General features: G+C 57.1%; 19 protein-coding genes and 1 tRNA gene. 10 read left to right on the plus strand and 10 right to left on the minus strand.

Going from position 1 to position 19,506, the window contains the following annotated elements:
* On the minus strand, positions 1 to 1,023 hold the full coding sequence (locus tag ACN0VM_RS01565; protein ID WP_417449074.1) for a DUF2333 family protein: 1,023 nt from the start codon (positions 1,021 to 1,023) through the stop codon (positions 1 to 3).
* 207 nt (positions 1,024 to 1,230) lie between these two features.
* Between ACN0VM_RS01565 and ACN0VM_RS01570 the strand changes: the two genes are divergently transcribed.
* On the plus strand, positions 1,231 to 1,632 hold the full coding sequence (locus tag ACN0VM_RS01570) for a DUF6491 family protein (protein ID WP_417449075.1): 402 nt from the start codon (positions 1,231 to 1,233) through the stop codon (positions 1,630 to 1,632).
* Here ACN0VM_RS01570 and ACN0VM_RS01575 read toward each other — a convergent pair.
* Positions 1,629 to 3,176, minus strand: coding sequence for a long-chain-fatty-acid--CoA ligase (locus ACN0VM_RS01575; protein WP_417449076.1), 1,548 nt, complete (start codon positions 3,174 to 3,176; stop codon positions 1,629 to 1,631). The genes ACN0VM_RS01570 and ACN0VM_RS01575 overlap by 4 nt on opposite strands.
* A 141-nt stretch (positions 3,177 to 3,317) precedes the next feature.
* On the opposite strand from ACN0VM_RS01575, the gene ACN0VM_RS01580 reads away from it, so the two are divergent.
* Together ACN0VM_RS01580 and ACN0VM_RS01585 are read left to right on the plus strand one after the other, a co-directional pair.
* Positions 3,318 to 3,677: a DUF952 domain-containing protein gene (locus ACN0VM_RS01580; RefSeq protein WP_417449077.1), complete on the plus strand. Its 360-nt coding sequence runs from the start codon at positions 3,318 to 3,320 to the stop codon at positions 3,675 to 3,677.
* On the plus strand, positions 3,677 to 4,759 hold the full coding sequence (locus ACN0VM_RS01585) for a quinone-dependent dihydroorotate dehydrogenase (RefSeq protein ID WP_417449078.1): 1,083 nt from the start codon (positions 3,677 to 3,679) through the stop codon (positions 4,757 to 4,759). Before ACN0VM_RS01580 ends, ACN0VM_RS01585 begins: the two co-directional genes overlap by 1 nt.
* On the opposite strand, the gene ACN0VM_RS01590 is transcribed toward ACN0VM_RS01585, so the two are convergent.
* From ACN0VM_RS01590 to ACN0VM_RS01605, 4 genes are read right to left on the minus strand one after another with little or no spacing between them, the layout of a single operon-like run.
* On the minus strand, positions 4,743 to 5,504 hold the full coding sequence (locus ACN0VM_RS01590) for a putative metalloprotease CJM1_0395 family protein (protein WP_417449079.1): 762 nt from the start codon (positions 5,502 to 5,504) through the stop codon (positions 4,743 to 4,745). The genes ACN0VM_RS01585 and ACN0VM_RS01590 overlap by 17 nt on opposite strands.
* A gap of 44 nt (positions 5,505 to 5,548) precedes the next feature.
* Complete coding sequence (locus ACN0VM_RS01595; protein WP_417449080.1) at positions 5,549 to 6,178, minus strand: periplasmic heavy metal sensor; 630 nt, start codon at positions 6,176 to 6,178, stop codon at positions 5,549 to 5,551.
* 3 nt (positions 6,179 to 6,181) lie between these two features.
* Entirely contained in the window at positions 6,182 to 6,640 is a 459-nt protein-coding gene (locus ACN0VM_RS01600) for a hypothetical protein (RefSeq protein WP_417449081.1), read from the minus strand.
* 10 nt (positions 6,641 to 6,650) lie between these two features.
* Positions 6,651 to 7,226, minus strand: coding sequence for a sigma-70 family RNA polymerase sigma factor (locus ACN0VM_RS01605; RefSeq protein ID WP_417449082.1), 576 nt, complete (start codon positions 7,224 to 7,226; stop codon positions 6,651 to 6,653).
* Positions 7,227 to 7,446: 220 nt separating this feature from the next.
* Here ACN0VM_RS01605 and ACN0VM_RS01610 point away from each other — a divergent pair, with 220 nt between their 5' ends.
* Both ACN0VM_RS01610 and ACN0VM_RS01615 read left to right on the plus strand, forming a co-directional pair.
* Positions 7,447 to 8,754, plus strand: a complete 1,308-nt coding sequence (locus tag ACN0VM_RS01610; RefSeq protein ID WP_417449083.1) for a UDP-glucose dehydrogenase family protein — start codon at positions 7,447 to 7,449, stop codon at positions 8,752 to 8,754.
* Positions 8,751 to 10,091 carry an MATE family efflux transporter gene (locus ACN0VM_RS01615; protein ID WP_417449084.1) on the plus strand — a complete coding sequence of 447 codons (1,341 nt, stop codon included), beginning with the start codon at positions 8,751 to 8,753 and terminating at the stop codon, positions 10,089 to 10,091. Before ACN0VM_RS01610 ends, ACN0VM_RS01615 begins: the two co-directional genes overlap by 4 nt.
* Here ACN0VM_RS01615 and arsC read toward each other — a convergent pair.
* Both arsC and ACN0VM_RS01625 read right to left on the minus strand, forming a co-directional pair.
* A complete protein-coding gene (gene arsC / locus ACN0VM_RS01620; protein ID WP_417449085.1) occupies positions 10,088 to 10,429 on the minus strand; it encodes an arsenate reductase (glutaredoxin) in 342 nt (113 codons plus the stop codon). The genes ACN0VM_RS01615 and arsC overlap by 4 nt on opposite strands.
* A gap of 126 nt (positions 10,430 to 10,555) precedes the next feature.
* Positions 10,556 to 10,629, minus strand: a tRNA-Gly gene (locus tag ACN0VM_RS01625).
* A gap of 179 nt (positions 10,630 to 10,808) precedes the next feature.
* Here ACN0VM_RS01625 and metZ point away from each other — a divergent pair.
* Genes metZ through ACN0VM_RS01645 form a run of 4 tightly spaced genes read left to right on the plus strand, consistent with a single transcriptional unit; the run spans position 10,809 to position 14,803 of the window.
* Positions 10,809 to 12,017 carry an O-succinylhomoserine sulfhydrylase gene (gene metZ / locus ACN0VM_RS01630; protein ID WP_417449086.1) on the plus strand — a complete coding sequence of 403 codons (1,209 nt, stop codon included), beginning with the start codon at positions 10,809 to 10,811 and terminating at the stop codon, positions 12,015 to 12,017.
* Between the two features lie 41 nt (positions 12,018 to 12,058).
* On the plus strand, positions 12,059 to 12,484 hold the full coding sequence (gene apaG, locus ACN0VM_RS01635) for a Co2+/Mg2+ efflux protein ApaG (protein WP_417449087.1): 426 nt from the start codon (positions 12,059 to 12,061) through the stop codon (positions 12,482 to 12,484).
* 10 nt (positions 12,485 to 12,494) lie between these two features.
* A complete protein-coding gene (locus tag ACN0VM_RS01640) occupies positions 12,495 to 13,943 on the plus strand; it encodes a TrkH family potassium uptake protein (RefSeq protein WP_417449088.1) in 1,449 nt (482 codons plus the stop codon).
* Positions 13,944 to 13,996: 53 nt separating this feature from the next.
* On the plus strand, positions 13,997 to 14,803 hold the full coding sequence (locus ACN0VM_RS01645; protein ID WP_417449089.1) for a tetratricopeptide repeat protein: 807 nt from the start codon (positions 13,997 to 13,999) through the stop codon (positions 14,801 to 14,803).
* A 55-nt stretch (positions 14,804 to 14,858) separates the two neighbouring features.
* Here the strand turns inward: ACN0VM_RS01645 and ACN0VM_RS01650 are convergent, their stop codons facing one another.
* Positions 14,859 to 15,272 carry a tellurite resistance TerB family protein gene (locus tag ACN0VM_RS01650; RefSeq protein ID WP_417449090.1) on the minus strand — a complete coding sequence of 138 codons (414 nt, stop codon included), beginning with the start codon at positions 15,270 to 15,272 and terminating at the stop codon, positions 14,859 to 14,861.
* Positions 15,273 to 15,460: 188 nt separating this feature from the next.
* Here ACN0VM_RS01650 and ACN0VM_RS01655 point away from each other — a divergent pair, with 188 nt between their 5' ends.
* Entirely contained in the window at positions 15,461 to 16,645 is a 1,185-nt protein-coding gene (locus ACN0VM_RS01655; RefSeq protein ID WP_417449091.1) for a JmjC domain-containing protein, read from the plus strand.
* 13 nt (positions 16,646 to 16,658) lie between these two features.
* Here ACN0VM_RS01655 and ACN0VM_RS01660 read toward each other — a convergent pair whose 3' ends face one another.
* Complete coding sequence (locus ACN0VM_RS01660) at positions 16,659 to 19,421, minus strand: ATP-dependent DNA helicase (RefSeq protein WP_417449092.1); 2,763 nt, start codon at positions 19,419 to 19,421, stop codon at positions 16,659 to 16,661.
* Between the last annotated feature and the right edge of the window lie 85 nt (positions 19,422 to 19,506).

Genomic DNA, 19,506 nt, shown 5'->3' on the forward strand with positions numbered 1-19,506 from the left:
CTATTTAAGGAGGATGTTAGACACCTCGCGCAACTGGGTGCGCGCTCTGAGAAGATAAAAACCCTGCATCGACAAGTGGTTGGCTACTACGCCGTCAATCGCGCCATTCGATACCACCACCGGATCCAACGTCGCCGCAGCCCGCAGACTTTTCAGCAGTTCATTATAGATTGAGGTCAGGTCCCGGTCTTCTATCACCTTGGCAAAGTCTTTCCTGAGCGCTGCCAGAATAACGGTATAGGCATAGACCTGTCCCTTAACCTGATAAAAAAGATCGTCTGCGCCAAAGTCCGGCAGCACGCCTCCTGCGTTCTCGCCGATATAAGTCTCAAGCGCGGCCGATGAAGCGCCCAGATCAAGCGCAATACGGTCAAGCGTTGCCTGCAGGTTATCCGACCGACGCTCAAAAACGGCGGCGCCGGACGCCAGTCTGGCATTATACGCCTCAAGCTGTTGCGCCGCCTCACGGAAATAACTGTCTGATGGCGTCGTGGGCAGAATCGAATTTGAAAAGTCAATGACCCAGCGATCCGGCTCCTTGGAAAGGTTTCCTGCCGCCTGTTCAAGATCATCATCTACAGCACTGGACCCCCGGGCGCGGCCAATCTGATCCCTGAGCTCAAAAGTGAACCGGGACAGCGCGCTCATCATGCCCTTCTGGTAATTGGGCGTATTATCCAGCCACCACCCCGGTTGAAAAAACGGATCATTTGCCGTCCAGCCATGCTCAACGGTCTCCCGCCTTACCAAGAATGCGATATCAGCTACCACATGCGCGCCGCCGGACTGCGTGGTGGTCGGCAAGTCTACGGTATCATCAACCCGGTGGACGATGGGCATGCCAACGAGGATATAGAGGATAAAGGCCAGAGGTACCGCAACCCCGACCTTACGCCAGGTGCTACCGGAAATCGTGACCAGCCAGCCGGTAAAATACCGCCACACAGCTCTCAGGCCGCGGCCAATCATCGCAAAAAATGCCGCAAGCTTCTCGCGAGTCCAAAGCCAAATTTCCTGCATCATAAAACCGCTCCCTGTCCACAGCTCACGCCGGAGGTTTGCGGTATACCGCAAAGCCATTTATCTTGATTAATGTCGTCATGAATTTCGTCCAAACAAGGGTCCTCACGGCAATTCATTCATGGACAGTTAAGGTAAAGCCCGCCATTCTTTGTCAATGTCGTTTCCAAGAATGTTATCATAGACCAGTCTTTGCCGGGGACCAAACCCATGCAGCCGCGTGCTTTTGCCTTTTCTGTTATTATCATGCTCGCTGGCCTGTCGCCGGCGCTTGCTCAGGAGGAAGAATCCGGTGCGGCACGTCGCCCACTTCCTGGCGAGCCGGGTGCGCAGTGTATTGATACCGATAAAATTGTCTCCTACCAAACGGTCTCAGATGAACTGATCCGCTTTGAGCTTACAGATCATCACGTCATGGCACGCCTGAGAAAAAACTGCCCACAGATGCACTATCACGGCTATATCTCATATCAACCTGTCAATGGTCAGCTATGCGCCCGTTTTGACGATGTGGTCAGCCGGTCCGGGATGCCTTGCCGGATTGAAAGCCTCACCGAGTTGCCGCTCCCGTCAAATAATGAACAAACTGCTGAAGCCGCACCGGGGCGCTAAACGGCCAAAAATTCATCCCGCAGGGCTCGTTTAAGCACTTTGCCCGACGCATTGCGCGGCAATGCCTGCATGAAATGTACGGCCCTAGGCAATTTGTAGCCCGCCAGATTTTTTTCCGAAAACTCAATCAAGACGTCCGGCTCCAGATTCAGGCCGGGCTTCAGCACCACCGCCGCCTGCACCTGCTCTCCCCAGACCTCGTGCGGCACACCAAAAACCGCGACCTCTGCGACTGCCGGGTGTGCCGCGATGACAGCTTCAACCTCGCTGGGAAAGACATTTTCCCCACCAGTGATGATCATGTCTTTTATCCGGTCCTTGAGGTAAAGATACCCATCACGATCAAGATAACCACCATCACCGGTCTTGTACCACCCACCCTCCAGAACCGCTTTGCTGGCTTCGTCATTGTCCCAATAGCCATTCATGACCGTTGGCGTTTTGATCCAGACCTCACCCACTTCACCGGCGGGTAACGGATTGCCTCCCACATCACGCACACTGAGGTCTACGCCACCAAATGGCTTGCCCACGCTGGCGCGCCGGTATTCAAACGCCGGTGCATGATCTTCAGGCGGTAAATATGTCGCGTACCCGCAGGTCTCCGTCATACCGTACAGCTGGACAAAACCCGTCTTCGGGAATGCCTGAAGCGCCGCCTTCAGAAGCGAGGCAGGCATCGGCGATGCACCGTAAGACAGATAGTCAAGCGAGCTCAAATCAGCCGAGGCAAGGCCTGGTTCCTTCAACAAAAAAGCCAGCATCGCCGGCACAAAAATCGAGCGGGTGACCCGCTTTTCTTCAATCGTTTTAATAACCTCAGCGGGAACAAAGTCGCGCAAAACAACTATTTTCGCACCGTGGTAAAGTCCGATCAAAGCCCAGCCACACCCTGCGATATGGAAAAGCGGGGTTGGCACCAATTCTACATCGTCCGAGGACCAGTCGTTCCATGCCTCCGACGTCGGGCCTCCCTGCCGGGAAGCAAGGATGGCTGTCTGGGAAACCACCACACCCTTTGCGCGGCCTGTTGTGCCGGAAGTATACATCATCAGCGCCGGCGCCTCGGGGTCCACAACGCCGTAGCTTGCGCTTTGGCCCGCACTGTTTCGCCAACTTGCATAGGCTTCACCACCATCAAGCTGAACAAGGGGCCGAGACTTGTGCCGGCTAGCGCCAATGCCGGTCAAGAAATCGCCATCGGCGAAAATAATGCCGGGGCCACTGTCATCCAGCTGATCGGAAATTTCATGGTCCGTGAGCCGCCAGTTGAGGCTGACGAAACATAAGCCAAGGCGCGTACAGGCATAAAGCAGTTCAAAAAATGCTATGGACGACCGCCCCAGATAAACGACCCGGTCCCCTGCCTTCAACCCCGCCTGCTGCAGGCTGGCGGCCGCCCTGTGGCTGCGCTCGGCAAGAGCAGCATACCTGACGAAACTGCCATCGCACTCGATGGCCACCTTATCGGGCAACGCGCTTGCATGGTGATCCAGATAGTCTTGAAACAGGCGATAGGTTTTAGGCCGATAGGTTTTAGGCATGGGCAGTCCTCCCTTGGTTTAGAAGGCTATCACACTGGCAAACACAGGCAAGCTGCCTCACACAGGGATTAATGGCTGACGTGAGCGCCGAACCTGAACACCAAGCTTGAACGCCGGGGCAAGACCGCTTATTGAAAAGTCATGACCGGCCTCATATACAAGATTTTACGACCGCAGGAATGGCGGGACGCGACCGAGAACAGCGCATATAGCGGCGCGCCCGTTGATATTGCTGACGGATTTGTACATTTCTCCACCGAAGCGCAGGTTGCGGATACAGCTGTAAAACACTTCGGTGACAGCGACCGTATTCATTTGCTCGGCTTCAGGCCCGATGTGTTTCCAGCACATACCCTGAAATGGGAAAAATCCCGTGGGGGCGATCTTTTCCCCCATCTTTACGCACCGCTGAATATCACGCTGGCTTGTGAACGGCTTAGTTTGTCCCGTCGTATCGACGGTACCTTCGATTTCTCATTTCTGAAAAAAGACAAGGCGTAATGCTCGACCTCTTCCCTCTCGTCCGGCCTTTTGTCCACGCGCTTGACCCCGAATCCGCGCATAATGCCACCATCAAAGCGCTCAAGCTGGGCCTTACCGGACAGCTTGGCCGCAACACAGACGATCCGGTGCTGGAGACAACGGTTTTTGGCCTCAGCTTCAAAAACCCTGTTGGACTTGCCGCCGGTTTTGACAAAAATGCCGAAGTCATCGTGCCCGCACACAAAATGGGATTTGGCTTTGCTGAAGCGGGAACCGTTACTCCAAGACCTCAGGAAGGTAACGCCAGACCACGGTTGTTCCGGCTGACGAAAGACCGGGCTGTCATAAACCGTTTTGGCTTCAACAATAAAGGCCTTGAGTATTTTGAGGCTCGGTTAAGGGCCTTGCCCGCCAATCGCGGCATTTTCGGCGCAAATGTGGGCGCCAACAAGGATAGCGAAGATCGCACGGCCGATTATGTTACCGGGATTAAGCGACTTTACGGTCTGAGTGACTATTTCACCGTCAACATTTCCAGTCCCAACACACCTGGCCTTCGGGCGCTGCAATCAAAGGCGGCGCTTGAGGATCTGGTCGGGCAGGTTCTGGAGGCACGGCAGGAAAAGATGGCCGCCGGGGCCAAGTTCATCCCCGTTCTCATCAAAATAGCACCGGACCTTTTGCCGGCTGATATCAGCGACATTGCCGATGTGGCGCGGGGCAGCGGAATTGATGGCCTGATCGTTAGCAACACCACCATCTGCCGCCCGGACACCCTGCTCAGCGACAAGCGGGCTGAAGCCGGTGGTTTGTCCGGTGCACCGCTCATGGCACAATCGACAGAAGTGCTGGCTGCCGTTTATAAAGCCACAGGGGGTGCGGTACCGCTTGTTGGTGCTGGCGGCATTGCGTCAGGCGCGGATGCCTACGCCAAGATTCGGGCGGGAGCGTCGCTTGTACAGCTATATTCGGCGCTTGTGTATGACGGCCCCGGTCTCGTGAGCACCATAAAGCGCGACTTGGCTGCACTGCTGAAAGCTGACGGATTCTCATCTGTCCGTGACGCCGTGGGCGCTGGTACCTCTAGGCAATCAAGTTGATGTAATTCCCTTTGCGCGCCGGGGGCGTTTGTGTTGCAGCAGTCTCCGCAGACGCGGTAGCCTCTGACGTGATATAGGCGCCAAGGCTATCGCCTTTCTGGCTCCGTAAGTCCGCCTCTGCTTCGCGAATAGCGGCTGCTGCCTTTGCAGCCACCGCCCTGTCCTGCCCTGACGGCCGCGCGGGCGCCAGCGCCGCGGCCTGCACAACCTGCATCTTTTCGATGGTTGCTGCGGGATTATCGGCCACCGCCTGCGTATCAATCGACACATGACCGCCCACCGCATATTGCACCCCATCGGGGCCACGCACGAATTCATACTGAGGCCTGCCGGCATAGCCCTGACCCGTCGCCGCATGCGCGGCTTCGTGGGTTCGCACTTCGCGGTCACGCGCCCGCAGTTCTGCGATGCGCGCACGGTCTTCATCGGACAATTTGTCCGTCTGGGCTGGCGTTCCCTGACGTCTCGTGCCTTGGCCCTCAACGCCACGGAAGGGTGCCACAGACGCGGAAATTCGGCTTTCATTGGCCTGCACAGTCACGGCCGCCGCCCCGCCCGGGTTTTGCCCCGGGCCGGCCAAATAGGTTTTTGCTGGTTTTTTAGCTGTTTGAGCAGAAGCTGCCGTCCCACTTACCTCGCGAGTGTCCGCGCCCGGCACATCAGGCTTCAGGTTATCGGGCACTTTGGGCCGCCTGATAGCAAGCGGCGGCGGTCCGATAGAAGGTAATATGGCAGCACTGGTCATACGCGCACCATAGCACAGAACACGGCGCGCTATCTATCTTACGCTTAAAAACTGGCGTCCGGCTCCCGTTCCGGTTGCCCGTCACGCCCGTCATCGTCAGGTCTTTCGCGCATGCCATCGGGACCTTCTCCACCAAATCCACCGGGAGGAGGCGGAGGCACACGGCCCGTTTCGTCACCAAACGGCCCACCAGGGTCACGTTCAGGGCCACGCTTCATACGCGCTTGCCGACGCTTATACATATCTTCCGCAAGCTGTTTCCGGGTTTCAAGGTCCAGATCCGCGACAATATCAAGCAAAACAGCACGCAAAGGGCCATGCAACTGGCGGGTCTTGCCTTCGAGCTCATCCAGAGCGCCACGCAGTGCAGCCTTGTCAACCGTGTCCGCAAGCAACAGAGCGCGCACCTTCTCTTCGCTTTCGCGAATACCACGGAAACCAGCGCGCAAGTCCTTGCGGTGATTGCGCATCATAGCCTTGAGTTCCTCACGGCGGTCTTCGGGCAGGTAAGACATAAGATGCCGCATATTAAACAGCTCGCGGCTGTTCATACGGTGTTCTCGCTTTTGTCCATCTGGCCGCATCTCCTTGCCAACCAGATAACCCCCGGCAAAAATATTGGCAGCCAGTGAAACCGCGAGCGCACCATGAATCCAGTTTACCTTGAATGCCATGTTCTATTCGTCCTCCAGATAAAAGTCTGCGTTGCTGGCAAATAACTGGGCGCTCAGGTCCACACTATCCGCATCACCACTGCCGGAGCCATCCTGCATGCCCACAACAACGCCGACGGCCAGGACAAGCGCATAGACAGCAGCCTGAGAAGCCACAACACCGAAGGAGGGCAAACCACCAAAAAGGCTGGCCAAAAAACCGCGAGGAACCGCTGCAGAGCAACCCGTGTGTGATTGTGGAATATCCATCAGGCGAGCAAGAAAGGCGGTATCATCACCCGGCATCGGGTCCGGTGCACGCATAAAAGCGTCAAGCGTTTGCTGCACACGCAGCAGGGACTGCCCTTTGGGGCTGGCAAGGAAACTTTCGGCTTGCTGTCGCTTGCCAGTGGGCCAGACTCCAAGATCGGCACCAAAACGCACCGTGAGTTCCTCAAATTCCTGTTCATTCATGGGCATCATCATTGCCCTCCTATCCCAATGCATCAAAAAGCTGCTGCTTTTCGGCTTGCAGTCTTTCTCTCAATTTTGCCCGAGATCGCACCAGAAGCGACTCGTAGGCTTTCAACTTCATATCCATCGCGTCCGCGGCTTCCACATTGGACAACCCGTCAAAATAACTGAGCGTAACAGCCAGCTTTTGCCGGTCGGACAAAGCGTCAAGAGCCAGCCTTAACCGCGCCTTGCCGCTTTCTTCTGCCAACCCGGCTTCGGCGTCCGGACGCTCATCCGCCTGATCAAAACCTTCCGGTAACGGATCGGCTTTTTTGCGGCGTTTATCATCAAGGCAGCGGTTGACCACAATGCGGTGAAACCATGTGGTGAACTTTGCCTTTCCTGCATCAAACCTGCCTGCGTGAGTCCAGAGTTTAACAAAAGCCTCCTGCACCAGGTCTTCTGCACGGGCCATGTCGCCCAAGTACCGGAACGCCAAAGCGCGGTACCGGAGTCCATACCGGTTTACAAGAACAGCAAACGCAGTACGGTCACCTGTCGCGACCCTCGCAACCAGGGCCTCGTCCGTCGGTTCTTCGCCTTCAAACGCCAAACCAAAACTCTTTTTATTGTTACATTCTCGTCTTCAACCTGTGCTTGGTACGGTACAGCAGCCCATTCCCCTTCGACTTTATTTGGCCGTGGCCATCATGAAACCGAAATAATAAGAGCCTATGCGCAAGCAGGTTCATAGAGTATGACATTTCGTGGCGTACCAGAATGACTTTATAGCAGGACGCCTCGCAGCTTGACGAGACATCGAGGGGTAAAACATGAAGATAACAGTCATCGGCACAGGATATGTAGGGCTTGTTTCTGGCACCTGCTTTTCAGAATTTGGTCACGAAGTAACTTGCGTTGACAAGGATGCTTCCAAGATCAAAGCCCTTGAAAATAACATCATGCCCATCTACGAGCCCGGCCTCGACAGTCTTGTTGCGCGTAATGTGGAGGCTGGCCGCCTGAATTTCAGTACAGACCTTAAAACCGCCATGCAGGACGCCAAAGCGATCTTTATCGCTGTTGGCACACCCAGCCGACGCGGGGATGGTCATGCTGATCTTCAGTATGTATTCGCTGCAATTGAAGAAGCAGCAAGCTATATTGAGGATTACACGCTGGTAGTGACCAAGTCGACTGTCCCGGTCGGTACCGGTGCCCGCATCAAGGCGCGCCTGAGCGAACTGCTGCCTGCGGAAAAATTCGATGTAGCATCAAATCCGGAATTCCTGCGTGAAGGCGCGGCGATTGAGGATTTCATGCGCCCAGACCGCGTTGTATGTGGTGTGGACAGTGAACGCGCCCATGACGTCCTGCGGGAACTCTATCGCCCGCTGTATCTCAACGAAACACCGATCGTGTTCACCAACCGCGAGACGGCGGAAGTTATCAAATATGCCGCGAACGCCTTCCTTGCTACCAAGATCAGCTTCATCAACGAAATCGCCGACCTGTGTGAAGCTGCTGGCGCCGACGTTCAGGAGGTCTCCAAAGGCATCGGCCTTGATAACCGAATCGGCTCCAAATTTCTGCACGCGGGACCGGGCTATGGCGGCAGCTGTTTCCCCAAAGACACCCGCGCACTTGTCTCCACCGCCGACCAGTATGGCGTACCGCTCAAGATCGTGCGCTCGGTCGTTGAGGTAAATGAAGAACGCAAGCGCGCCATGGCAGCCAAGGTCATCAAGGCGTGTGGCGGAGATGTCGCGGGTAAACGTATCGCCGTGCTGGGCCTCACGTTCAAGCCCAATACCGACGACATGCGCGAAAGCCCATCGCTTGACATTATCCCAACCCTTCAGGAAGCGGGCGCCACCATTCACGCCCATGACCCCAAGGGCACAGAGGAAGCGGAAAAGCTGCTCAAGGATGTCACTTTCCATAACGAGCCCTACAGTACCATGCAGGATGCGGACGCTCTTGTGATCCTGACCGAATGGAACCAGTATCGGGCGCTTGACCTTGACCGTGCCCGCAAGCTGATGAAAGACGGTATTCTCGTGGACCTCCGTAATATCTACGCCAAGGCCAGCCCGGACAAACACGGCTTTACCTATACCGGCATCGGGCGGGGCGCGTGACGGCAGAGCTCGCGCTTAGTCATCCCCACAAACGCATCTGGGCCATCGCCGGCCCGGCCATCATCGCCAATAGCTCGGCACCGCTGGTCGGGCTGGTTGATACATGGGTGATTGGCCACCTGCCGAACGCGCTGCATCTGGCGGCTGTCAGTGTCGGAGCCATGGTGTTCAGCTATATTTTCTGGGCTTTCGGTTTCCTGCGCATGAGCACAACCGGCATGGTCGCTCAGGCACACGGGCAAAAAGATGATGACCAACTAAGGCGCGTGATGGTGCGTGCCGCCATGCTGGGCCTGTTGATCGGCACCATACTGCTGCTGCTGCAGCCTCAGATCTTCAGCCTCGCGCTTGCCGCACTGACCCCACCCAAAAGCACCGAGGCCCTGTTCCGGGCCTATTTTGACATCCGCATCTGGTCTGCACCCGCAAGCCTGATGATATATGCCATCAATGGCTATCTCATTGGGGTTGCACGCGCGCGGACAGCGCTCATGCTGCAACTGGTGCTGAACATCACCAACGGCGTGTTGAACCTTGTGTTTGTGCTCGGCCTTGATATGGGGGTTAGCGGTATTGCGCTCGGTTCGCTGATCGCCGAATGGCTGGCGTGCCTGTTTGGTCTCGTTTTGCTATTCAGGGCACTCGGGTTAGGCGCCACCCTAGCCGCCGCCCGGCAGCGCCTTACATGGTCCGCAGACAAACTCCTCAAACTGCTGAACACCAATGGGTTTATATTTATCCGCACGCTGATGCTGATGACCGCCCTTGGGCTTGTAACACGGGAAGCCGGAAAACTGGGTGCGGCAGAACTGGCAGCCAGCCACGTGTTGTCCACTTTCCTGATGCTCATCAGCCTTGGCCTGGACGGTTTTGCTTACGCGGCGGAAGCTCTCGCGGGGGCAGCCTACGGCCGCAAAAACCGGCGTGAATTCCGTGCCTGGGTGAAAGTCACCTTTCTGTGGGTTGCACTCGCCGCTGTGTTTTACACGCTCGGGTTTGCGCTTTTTGGCGAAGCCCTGATCTATACTCTCACAGATATTGCCGCGGTACGCGACGCAGCGACATACAGCCTGCCCGTGTTGGTGGCATTGCCGGTCATCGCCTTCGCCTGCTACCAGTATGACGGGGTTTATATTGGCGCGACCGCCGGCGGCGCCATGATGGGTACAATGGCGATAGCTTTTGCGGCCTTCCTGCTGGTGCTGGCCCCCCTGACCGATGCTTATGGCCTCATGGGCCTTTGGCTCGCAGTCGGTATTTTCATGGGCATGCGGGGGTTGGCACAAGCTGTGTATTACCCCCGTATCGAACGGCGGCTGGATGCAGGCTCAGGCTAAAGAATATCAAGCACACTTTCGGGCGGGCGTCCAATCCGTGCCTTGCTGCCCGAGAAAACGATCGGGCGTTCAATCAGTTTTGGCGTCGCCGCCATGGCGTCAATCAGGTCGTCGCCTTCCTTGTCGGCAAGGCTCTGCTCTTTATAGTCAGACTCTCCCGTGCGCATCAGACCGCGCGGCTCAAGGTTCAGGAGCTTGAGCGCGTGCCTGATCTCATCCTTTGACGGAGCATCCTCAAGATACAGCCTGACCTCTGGCGTCATGCCGCTTTGCTCGAGAAGCGCCAGGGTCTGCCGGGATTTGCTGCACCGCGGGTTGTGCCAGATGGTAACGCTCATTGCTCTTCACTCCCTAGTTCATTCAGGCTTGATAAGGGTTTAGCGCGGGAATGTGTCGGCGGCAAGGCCCCTGAGCGGGGAAATGGCGCGGGGAAATGGCGCAGGGAAATGGTGCCGCCAAAGGGCTGGAGCGGGTGAAGGGAATCGAACCCTCGTCTTAAGCTTGGGAAGCTTCTGCTCTACCATTGAGCTACACCCGCATGTGCGCACCATGTGCAAACACTGCGGGCAAAGCATTTACCAGAGCTTTAGGAAAAAGCAAGAAATGATAGCGCGCTCAGACGCCGAAATACTTGACGGCAGGCGCCGCCCGACGCAACGTGGCGCCGCAGGCCCCACATCAGGGCTATAAAAAGATATTTGTTCAGGAGATACAGCGATGAAACAGCGCGCAGGCCTAGATAAAAGCCTTACTTCCACCTGGTCGCCCCAGACCCAGATGGTGCGCGCGGGTTCGATGCGCTCCGACTTTGGCGAGATGTCCGAGGCCCTGTTCCTCACCTCCGCCTTTACCTATGAAGATGCGGAGCAAGCAGAGGCACGCTTCGACGGCCGCGCAGAAGGCTTTACCTATTCACGCCAGACCAACCCGACCGTCGCCATGTTTGAGCACCGCATGGCCGTGCTTGAGGGTGCAGAGGTCTGCCGGGCAACCGGTACCGGCATGGCGGCGATGACGGCGACACTTCTGTCCAGCCTGCGGGCCGGTGATCATGTTGTGGGCGCGCGGGCGCTTTTTGGCTCGTGCCGCTGGCTACTGGATGAATTGCTGCCCCGGTATGGTATTGAGACCACCGTTGTGGACGGCACCGACATGAACGCCTGGAAAGCCGCGATCCGGCCAAACACCAAAATGTTCTTCACTGAAACACCCGCCAACCCGACACTTGAGATTGTCGACATCAAGGCCGTGGCCGACCTCGCGCACAATGCGGGCGCACTGCTTGCTGTCGATAACGTGTTCGCCACGCCGGTGCTGCAACGCCCGATGGAGCTGGGCGCAGACCTTGTCGCCTATTCAACCACCAAACACATTGATGGGCAGGGTCGCTGCCTGGGCGGCGCAATCCTGTGCTCAAAGGCCTTCGACGAAGAACATCTTTACCCCTATTACCGCCATACCGGGTGCGCCATGTCACCCTTCAATGCATGGGTAATGCTCAAGGGACTTGAAACGCTGGGCCTGCGGGTACACGCCATGTGTGACAATGCGGAAAAGATGGCAGCCTTCATTGCGGAACGCGTGAAAGATACCCGCCACCCCACCCTCGCCAGTTTTGAACAACAAAATCTGGCGCTCAGCCAAATGGAGCGCGGCGGAACCATGGTGGCATTTGAATTGCCCGGTGGCCGTGATCAGGCCTTCAAGTTCATGAATTCGCTGCAGATTGTCGATATTTCCAACAACCTTGGTGACAGCAGGTCGATCGCTACCCACCCGTGGAGCACCACGCACAAGGCGCTATCGGAAGAGAACCGGCTGGAGCTTGGCATCACGCCGGGGCTCATTCGTTTTTCAGTAGGGCTTGAGGATGGTGACGATCTCGTTCAGGATGTGGCACAAGCACTCGACAAAGCTGGCGTGTAGGGCACCGGCACCGCGCGCTGAAGAAGGCATTTGAAAGCGATATGGTTGAAGATGACCTCATTGACGGAGTTCTAACCTTCGAAGAGACAACCGAAGGCGTCCATATCGCTGTTCAAAGCTATTATCTGGACGAACAATCGAAGCCGGAGGCCCAGCAATATGTCTGGGCCTACCGCATCCGGATCACAAACAAGGCTGACCTGCCGGTACAACTCTTGAACCGGCACTGGATCATCACCGATGGCAATGGTGGGCAACAGGAAGTAAAAGGCATTGGTGTGATTGGCGAACAGCCCGTCATCCGCCCTGGAGACACCTATATCTATACAAGCGGCACACCACTTTCCACACCATCAGGCTTTATGCGAGGCTCATATGAGATGCAACGTGATGATGGCATAATGTTTCGCGCCAAGGTGCCGGCCTTCTCTCTCGACAGTCCTCACGTTTCCCTGCACATCAACTGAGGAACCGTCGGTGATCGATCTCAGGCCGGTTCTTTTTACCCTTGGTTCGCTGATCGTCCTGCTGGCGGCGGGCATGATATTGCCAACCATCGTTGACCTCATCGCAGGCAATACAGACTGGCAAACCTTTGCCATCGCCATGTTCCTGACCGCCTTGATTGGGGGCATGCTCATGCTGTCGACCCGCGGTAGTGGCGACAACCTCAACCTCAGGCAAGCCTTCCTTGTTACAACGCTTGCGTGGGCCGTTCTGCCAGCATTTGCCGCGCTGCCTATTTCCTTTTCTGACCTCAACCTTAGCTTCACAGACGGTTACTTTGAAGCCATGAGCGGCCTCACCACGACGGGCTCCACAGTTATCACCGGGCTGGATTACGCCCCCCCCGGCATCCTCTTGTGGCGCGGTCTGCTACAGTGGTTCGGCGGTATCGGAATTGTGGTCATGGCCGTTGCCGTGCTGCCTATGTTGCAAGTGGGCGGCATGCAGGTTTTTCGGGTGGAAAGCTTTGAAACCGTTGAGAAGATCCTGCCACGTGCCGCGCAGATATCCGGCCTGATCTCCGGTGTGTATGTGGCTTTCACTGCGCTGTGCATGTTTTTCTACATGCTGGCTGGCATGGGGGCATTTGACGCCCTCGTACACTCCATGACCACCATCGCCACAGGCGGTTTTTCCAACTCGGACAGCTCATTCGGGAAATTTGACAGCCTCGGCACCGATACGGTTTGCCTTGTTTTCATGGTCCTGGGCTCGTTACCTTTTATCCTGTTCCTGCAGGTATTGCGGGGCCGCCCACTCGCTCTATGGCGCGACGAACAAGCGCGCGGCTTCCTGTTGCTGGTGTTGTTTTTATGCGTCGGCATCACGCTTTGGTTGATGATATGGAAAAACTTTACCCTTGAAGAAGCCTTTCGTTACGGCAGCTTCAATATCATTTCTGTACTGACCGGCACTGGCTTTGCCTCCACCGACTACGGCCAGTGGGGAGCCTTTTCCGTTACCTTGTTTTTTGTCGCCATGTTTATCGGGGGCTGCGCCGGGTCAACCAGCTGCGGGATCAAGATATTCCGCTTTCAGGTACTGTTTAAATTTATGCGCAGCTGGATTGAACGCATGGTGCAACCCAATGGCGTCTTCATCGCGCGGTTCAACGGACGCCCGATTCCAGACGATGTTCGCGCATCGGTCATGAGCTTCATGACCCTTTTCCTGGGTATTTTTCTGATCCTCGCCTTTGCTATCGCGCTAACAGGCGAAGACTGGATCACCTCGCTTTCCGCGGCAGGAACGGCCATCGCCAACGTAGGACCGGGCCTTGGCGATAAAGTTGGTCCTTCCGGCAACTTCAGTGGCCTGACAGATATCGCCAAATGGCTGATGTCCTTTGGTATGCTTATTGGCCGGCTGGAGCTGTTTTCAGTTTTGGTGCTTTTTTCGCCAGGGTTCTGGCGCGCATAAATTTTATCCGCTAGGCTTCCACTCTTCAGCCTGAACAGGATACCAAGGAGCTTATGAAAACAGCGATCGTTTCCCTGATGCTTGTCTTGAATAGCTGGCAGCCGGATCACACACCGGGATGGGCAGCTTTCGTCGCGGGCGATTTTTCCCGCGCTCGTGAGGAAGGTGCCGCTGCCAAAACGGCTGACGGCCTGGCCCTTGCCTGCCGAAGCGGTTTGGTCATCGGCGGATTTCGCGCTACGGGAAAAGATGTCGTTCTCTCCCTGCACCGCGCACTACAGGACTGTGAAGCGGCCCTCGAGATTGACCCGCACAATATCGTCGCAAGCGTGAGCTATTCGCTGGCTCTTGGCTATGAAGGCAAGCGGCTCAAAAAAGCGTCCTATATCAAGGCGTCTCGTGAGCGGCTTGAGCATTGCCTTGAACATCACCCCGGGGACCCTCTGGTCCTGGCTGCACTCGGCGGCTGGCATTCAGCTGTCAGTAATGCGGGCTTTCTGGCAAGGCTGGCACTTGGCGGCAGCCGAGATCAGGCAGAGCAATATTTCACGCGCGCCATAGAGCTTGATTCCACTTCAATCGGCACACGGTTTGAATATGTGCGTTTTCTCGCCCGCGGAGACAACAAGGAGCGGAGCGAAGCGTTAACGCAATTGGCAATTGTGCTGGCATTGCCACCGGCCGATGCAGCGGAAAAAATCATGAAAGAGCGGTTGGCTCAGCTTATACCCATGCTGGAGGCCAATGACAAAAAAGGCGTTCGTGAACGGGTTATGGAAACAGCCGCTTTTCGCGACATCGCCGACTGGCGAGATTTTGAGGGCTATCCGCTGGTACCCATCGAAAACTACAAAAGCTGAACAATCAAGGGAGCGCCCTATGGCGCCCCGCCTATGCTTTTGCTGACATTTGGTCTTAGCCGAATGTTTTCTGCCGCGCGGCGGCACCGCGTTCAATCGCCGCTGCTGTCAGCCGGTCAATATCCAAAACGTGGCGGATCATCTCAAGCAGCCTGAGCTCTTCCTGTGTAAGGTTACCGTCCGACGCTGCCACTTCACACGCCAGCGCATAAACAAGGTCGCTGTGACTTTCGGGGATAGCCTCTTCCACAAGGCCCATCACGGCATCAAGGCCTTCTTCGCTTTGCAACAATTCGATACAGCTGTTGGTATCAGAACGCAGTTTTTCCACATTATAATTGCGGAACGCAGGCAGATAGCCAACAATTCCGGTCATGCGGTTAAGCTCGGTATCGGTCATTTCGTCATCAGACGCCGACACAGTGACAAGCGTGTAGATAAGCGCGGTTTCAGGGCTGATTGTGGACATGTTTTTTCCTCTCGTAACTCGGCCCACACGTTAGGGCGAAACGCGTTCTGCCTCAAGCGCTTTGCACAAAAAATGTAGCGTATGGACAAGGCCGTACAGCTTGCAACACGCAGCAGGCTTCGGCTATTGTCCCCGTTATGGCACAGCAGTGCCAAAACCGCGACAGCTATAAACTTGAGGGCCCCTTCATGATACTGGAAGAAGCACAGAATATCCTCACGCGGATGTTGGCGCCCCTCAGCTATGACCAGTTTTTTGACGACTATGTCAGCCGCAAACCGCTCGCCCTGACAGGCACAGCGTCCAGGGCGCGGGCTACCATAGTGGGTGATGACCCTAAAAAAGTTATCCTGCGTGACTTTGACAAATACGCAGCTAACCTGACCTGTCACATTCGCGAAGCAAAAGTGATGCCGCCACAGCCGCATGCTGTTGACAGCGCAGACGCCTTTGCCAGGCTAATCGGCGAATATCACGCCCGCGACTATACCATCCGCATCCCGGACGTTATCAACCTGTCTCCGGAGCTTGACCAGTTTACCCGTGCACTGGAATGTGTCTTTGGCAACCCGGCAGGCACGGTCATTTTCTGGAGCGAGGCAGAAGCAGAAGCCCCGGTGCACCATGACGAGATTGATGTCATTGTCATCCAGCTTGTCGGCACCAAAACATGGTATATTTCCGAGAACGAACCAACGCTGCCCAATAAATGGAAAAGCCTTGGTGAAACCGATCCGGAACTGGGGTCTTACCAGACCTATAACGTAACGCCGGGTGATCTGCTATATGTACCGCGCGGCACACCACACACGGTCAAATCTACGAGCGAATCCATTCATCTGGCAATCGGGTTTGTACCGGTCACTGTGCGTGAAGCGATCAACGCAGCACTTGATCATCTGTCGGAGCTGGACCGGCCACTGCGCGCGAACCTCGGCATGCGCGCCGATAGCCTCGCGACCGGCGTGGATGACGGTACTGTTTCACGCCAGATATGGGCAGGCATTGATGCGTTGCAAAAGCGCAGCAAATCGGCTGAGTTTATTCGCGATGCGCTTCTTCTTCGCCACGCCCGCATGGTACTGGACCTGCCAAAACTGCCCAAGGCGCAGTCCGAAACCGTTATAACCCGTGAGAGCAAGGTAAAACACAATCCGCTTTCCATCGCCCGGCTGAGTGTAACCTCTGACATACTCGATTTCCGCCATCCGGGTGAACAGCTTCTGGTGCACCTGAGCGTGGAGGGTTGCCTGCGCTTTATCAAGGACACCGCAGAGTTTCGCGTGGCTGATATCCCGGGCGACGTGGGCGATGATATCCGGATCGCGCTGGTACAAAGGCTGATGGGCAGCGGGTTTCTTGTGCCGGCCTGATCAAGCCTTTTGATCAAGCCTCTGGCGGGAAAAACTCACATACTGTTTTCACCGCTTCCGCCAACCCAACCCGCGCCACCTCCACGCCCTCGGGCATGGCGTCCAGCAGGCGGGTCGGTGTCTGGCCGTCCAGCATGACAAAAAGTCCCTTGTCGTCGGCACGGCGCACCAGCCTGCCATAAGCTTGTGCGAGCTTCAGCCGGGTGAGCATCTCGTCATAGTGCCGCCCGCCAAAAGCAGCGCGTCGCGCGCGGTGCAAAAGGGTGGGCCTTGGCCATGGTACCCGGTCGAAGACAATCAGCCGCAGGCTTTCGCCCGGCACATCCACGCCGTCCCTGACTGCATCGGTGCCAAGCAGGCAGGCATGGGCCTCATGGCGGAAAATATCCACAAGCGTGGCGGTGTCCACCGGATCAACATGCTGGGCATAAAGCGGGATATCCATGTCTTCGAGCGGGCCCACAATATGCTCATAAGTGGCACGCAGACGGCTGATGGCGGTGAAAAGCCCCAACGCCCCGCCACCCGACGCCAGAAAGAGCGACCGATACGCTGCCGCCACCTGCACGGCATCATGTTTGTTCACGTCGCCCACAATCAGCACTTTGGTGTTGGCTGCGTAATCAAAGGGCGACGGCACCGACAGCCGTTTGGGCGGGATAATGAGGTGCTGCGCCCCGGTACGCATATCAGCCGACGACCAGTCGCCTTCCTCGGCTGCTTTGTCACGCAAGGTTGCCGATGTGATGATCACGCCGTGGGCATGCTCAAGCACCACGTCGGCAAAGGGTTTGGTGGGGTCGACAAAATGACGGCAGAGCGCCATGTCGCGGTCGCGCCCCTGGATGCGGTCCACCTCCAGCCACTCAATAAAACTGTCATCCAGCGGGCCACCAAAACCTTCCGCCATTGCGGCCCATGTGGCCACCATGTCGGCACGCTGCTTGACCGAACGCGCGCTGGTTTCGAGCCGCCCGCGCGCACCGCTGTCCAGCACATCAGCATCTTCATCCAGCCGCCTGAGGAGCGCATTTGCCAGCGCCTGCATCGGCAGCGCAAGGCCCTTTAGTGCCTCTGCAAGCGCATGGGCTGCCTCGGTCAGGCCATCAATGGGGTCGTTTGTTGTCGCCTCCAGCGAATGCGGCCCGCGCGCGTCAGACCGCGCCAGCACCTGTGCGCGAACCAGCATGAGAAAGCTTTCATAGCGCGTCATAGCCGCTGCCCCGGTTACCCGGCCAAGCCAGTTGTCGCCGGGCAGGATGCGCGCAGCTTCAAGCACGTCATCAAGCAGGCGTTTGGCGTCCATATCGTCGCTGACCAACTCCTCAATGCGGGATTTGAGACCACGCGCGCGTGTCGAGCCACCCGACTCCTTGCCCCGGAGCCAGCGCCTGAGCTCTGCACCCTCAAGACCCGAAAGATGAACCGAAAAGGCGCTGTCGGCGGCCTCAAACACGTGATGCCCTTCGTCAAATACCAGACGCTTCGGCAACTCCGGGTCACCGGCGCGGGTGGCTGCCTGCGCCACCACCAGCGCGTGGTTGGCGACCACAAGCTCGGCATGTTTGGCCTTGCGGACAGTCTTCTCGATGAAACACTTGCGGAAATGCGCGCAGGCGGAATAGAGGCATTCCCCGCGCCGGTCCGTAAGGCCGGCAATGCGGCCGACACCAAAATGACCACCCAGCCAGTTGGGGAAATCGCCACCGATCATATCACCGTCACGGGTGAAACGCGCCCAGCGCACCACAAGGCCAATGAGCAGCCTGTCGCGCTCGCCGCCCGGTCCTGCTTGCGCGCGCATCATCACCGCGCGCAACGTTTCTTCAATATTGAGCAGGCAGGCATAATTCTCCCGCCCCTTGCGGATCACCGCACGTTTCGCCTTGATGCGCGGGTCCGGGTATAATTTCGACAATTCCTGATCAAGCTGGCGCTGCAGGTTTTTGGTATAGGTGGAAAGCCAGACCGCGCCGTCATTTTTTTCGGCCCACACGCTGGCAGGCGCAATATAGCCCAGCGTTTTACCGGTGCCCGTACCCGCCTCGAGCAGTTGGAGGTTAGGACCTTCCTCAAACTCGCGCGGACGAAAGGCGTGGGTGGCAGCACCGGCAAAACGCACCTGCCCCTCGCGGCTTTCCGCCCCCTCGCCTAAAAGTCTGCTTAGACGACTTTTTGCCTCATCGGCATCAACCGCGTCATCGCCTGCGGGCGGCGGCGGGCCGCCGTCTTCCCATTCCGCAAGCGCGGACCACACGGCGAGGCCATCCTCCCGGCTATGGTCAGCGTAGGTCTCGATAGCCCTGAGTGCAAGCGGCCCCCACGGCCATCCCGCGCGAGCCATCATCATCGCAACCTTGGCGCCCCCCGCCCGGTAGCCATAAGTCTGCGCTTCCATGTCGGCGATCAGTCGCTTGGCGATTTCGCGCACACACAGGCAGCGGTCCTCATCCGACTCCAGCGCCATATCGATATGCAGTGCGTCCCTCAGCCCCTGAACCGTGGGCAGGCAGAAACGCGCCGGGCGCACAAAGGCGTAGAGCTCAAGCGCATCAAACGCGCGAATATCGCCAAGGCGCAGGCGCCGCGCCGCGATCACCCGGTTGACCAAGAGGTGCGGGGCCTTGCTGATACGCTCCGCCGCCTCAGACAGCCCGAGCTCTTCAAAAGCGCCGTCTTCGGTCAAAAACTGCACATGCCTGACCCCCACCACCGCAACAGGCAGGCGGTCAAGGTCGGTACTCTGGGCCTCAGCACTGACAACAAGATCTTCCATGGGGCGGGAGCATATCGCCAGTGTTTCACAAAAAACAGGTGAATATGTTGCTTAAAGGCAAAAGCAGTATATCTTGACGGAACCG

This window comes from Kordiimonas sp. (genome assembly GCF_048260245.1).
GTDB lineage: Bacteria > Pseudomonadota > Alphaproteobacteria > Sphingomonadales > Kordiimonadaceae > Kordiimonas.